Here is a 2,632-nt window from a genome sequence, read left to right as displayed (position 1 = left end):
GCTGCGCTCGGTCGCGCGCGGCCTGGGGCTGACCGAGACCATTTTCGATAAGGATTTCGAGGGCGGCATCTCGACATTGCGCCTGATCCGCTACCCGTTGCGTGACCCGAACAGCGGCGTCGACCTCAGCGGTCCCGACTTCTCCGTACTCCACAAAGGCGAGATGCGGACCATCATCGGCCGCGAGCATGCCGATTCCGGTTTCGTCACCTTGCTGGCGCAGGACGGCGTCGAAGGCCTGCAGGCAAAAAACCTTGCCGGCGAATGGATCGACGTGCCGCCCGCCGACAACACGCTCGCCGTCAATTTCGGACAGCTGCTGGAGCGCAGGCCGGGTGCGGGCGACCCGGCATCGGGTGATCGCGCCCAAACAGGCGCGCTTCTCGATCCCGTTCTTCTATGAGCCACGCGTCGACGCCGAGATCGCTCCCCTGCCGCTCGAGGGCGCCGAGCCCTTCGAGCCGTTCCTTTATGGCGACTATCTCTGGGACACGGCGACGAAATTCGTCGAAATGAGCGGCGTCAGGCATCTGCGCCAGCCGCGGCGGGCCAAGGCTTCGTAGATCGGCAATCCTTAGAGACCGCAGCCGGTTGAGGTGTGTTGAGATTCAGGTCAGGCCGAGTCGAAAACGGTGGCTTTCGAGAACCGGAGCGGAGCGTACTTTTGAGTACGTGAGCACCGGGAGCGCAGAAAGCCGGCGTTTGCAGGCCGGCATCACCTGAATATCGACACACCTTAGTGGCGCTTGGCCTGGACGAGATAGGCATCGATCATGGTCTCGCCCAGCCATTTCGCGGCTTCGAGCCTGTGCAGTCCCTCGACCAGGATGTGGCGCTTGCCGTCGTGCCGCACCTGGATCGGCGTCTTCATCCCGTTCTCGAGAATATCCTCGGCAAGATAGCGCACGGTCTCGGGGTGCAGCGTCTTGCGGCGCGCCGTCGGCACGTAGATGTCGTCGACCTTGACCTTTTGCACACGCAGCATGTCGGCTCCCTGGCACTGAACAACGCCCAATGAATAATCCGTTTGCCGGATATCGACAAACGCGGGTACCTGCTGGCCCGATGCTTTCCATTTGACGCTTGGCCGGCCGATGGTCTCAATGACGGCTTCGTGATCTCAGGTCCAGCTTGATGCAATTGCTCACCGAATTTCCCGATTTCGGGCTGACGCCCGAGCAGCGCCGCGAGGCGGTACGCGGCCATTATTACGAATGGCCGGGGATGGATGGCGAGCGCGGTGAGATCTGGTGCTACAGCGACCGGTTTTCCTATCGTCCGGGCGAAATCGTCACGCTTTTCGTCAGTTCGTCGGCGCCGCACTTCAGCATCGCCGTCATCCGCGACGGCGCCGCCGAGACCAAGGTCTTCGAGGGAGCAGGCCTGTCGGCGCGCTGGCAGGATACGCCCGACCAATGCTCGGTCGAAGGTTGCGGCTGGGAGGCGTCGTTCGAATTCCGCATCGGCGACGACTGGCCGTCGGGCGCCTATCGCATCGCGCTTCTTGCCGAAGGCCGCGACGGCAATCCAATCCGCAGCCACCATCTCTTCATCGTCGCGCCCCGGCCCGGCCGCAAGCCGGGCCGCCTGCTGCAGGTCGCCGCCACCGGCACCTGGACCGCCTACAACACCTGGGGCGGCTCGAACCACTATCAGGGCATCACCGGCCCGAACCGCGACCAATACGCGACCATCGTATCGACCCAGCGTCCCTGGTGCCGCGGCTTCGTCGTGCTGCCCAAGGACGCGCCCCGCGTGCCGGTCGAAGTCGCCATGCCGCCGAAGACCGTGCCGCGCTACCCGCATATGGAATGGGCCTTCGCCACTGGGCATTCGAAGAAATACGCCTCCTCCGGCTGGGCAAGCTATGACAGCCATTTCTTCCGCTTCGCCGAACGCGCCGGCTACCAGGTCGATCTCGCCAGCCAGCACGAGCTGCATTTCTCGCCCGAGATCCTCGATGGTTACGAATGTGTCGTCTTCGTCGGCCACGATGAGTACTGGACCTGGGAAATGCGCGACGCGGTCGACAACTATGTGACCCGCGGCGGGCATGCGGCGCGCTTTGCCGGCAATTTCATGTGGCAGACGAGGCTGGAAGACCAAGGCCGCCGCCAGGTCTGCTACAAGTACAAGGCGCGCGCGGAAGACCCGGCCTATCGCGGCGGTGACGTCACCCGCGCCACCAATTCCTGGGAAGCGTCCGAGATCGGCCGCCCCGGCAGCGCCACCTTCGGCCTCAATGCGACGCGAGGCGTCTATGCCGGCTGGGGCGGCTGCGCCCCGCGCGGCGTACGCGGCTTTCCGGTCTACCGTCCCGAGCACTGGGCCTTCGCAGGCACCGGCATCTATTATGGCGACCTGCTCGGCGCCGACAGCCATGTCTATGGCTATGAGGTCGACGGCCTCGATTTCGAGATCCGCGGCGGCCTGCCCTATCCAACCGCGGACAGCGGCGCGCCCGACGGCCTGCAGGTGCTGGCGGTCGGCATGGCGAGCCAGGTTGAGGAAAGCGCCGACATCCCGATCAAGGACCAGTTCCTCACCGACGAGGATGGCCGCTTCACCGCCGAGACGCTTTTCGGCGAGGCGAGCGACGCCAATCTCGACAAGGTCAAGCGCGGCAACGGCA

General features: G+C 64.7%; 4 protein-coding genes. 3 read left to right on the top strand and 1 reads right to left on the bottom strand.

All coding sequences use genetic code 11. The features are described from left to right. Positions 1-403: 2OG-Fe(II) oxygenase family protein (locus tag EOA28_RS31995; RefSeq protein ID WP_281060940.1), on the top strand; the 403-nt coding region annotated here is incomplete at its 5' end. Next, positions 357-563 carry a hypothetical protein gene (locus tag EOA28_RS40570; RefSeq protein WP_245463309.1) on the top strand — a complete coding sequence of 69 codons (207 nt, stop codon included), beginning with the start codon at positions 357-359 and terminating at the stop codon, positions 561-563. The genes EOA28_RS31995 and EOA28_RS40570, both read left to right, overlap by 47 nt. A gap of 173 nt (positions 564-736) precedes the next feature. On the opposite strand, the gene EOA28_RS31990 is transcribed toward EOA28_RS40570, so the two are convergent. After that, complete coding sequence (locus EOA28_RS31990) at positions 737-985, bottom strand: ParB N-terminal domain-containing protein (protein ID WP_127252844.1); 249 nt, start codon at positions 983-985, stop codon at positions 737-739. 149 nt (positions 986-1,134) lie between these two features. Between EOA28_RS31990 and EOA28_RS31985 the strand changes: the two genes are divergently transcribed. Then, on the top strand, positions 1,135-2,632 hold a 1,498-nt coding region (locus EOA28_RS31985), incomplete at its 3' end, for a N,N-dimethylformamidase beta subunit family domain-containing protein (RefSeq protein ID WP_128315669.1).

This window comes from Mesorhizobium sp. M2A.F.Ca.ET.067.02.1.1 (assembly GCF_004023285.1).
Classification (GTDB): Bacteria; Pseudomonadota; Alphaproteobacteria; order Rhizobiales; family Rhizobiaceae; genus Mesorhizobium.
The sequence above is the reverse complement of the archived record's forward strand: the minus strand, read 5'-3'. Positions and strand labels throughout refer to the sequence as shown.

Coding starts and splice junctions, on each gene's coding strand:
- EOA28_RS31990 (WP_127252844.1), bottom strand. CDS start 985: ATGCTGCGTGTGCAAAAGGTCAAGGTCGACGACATCTACGTGCCGACG.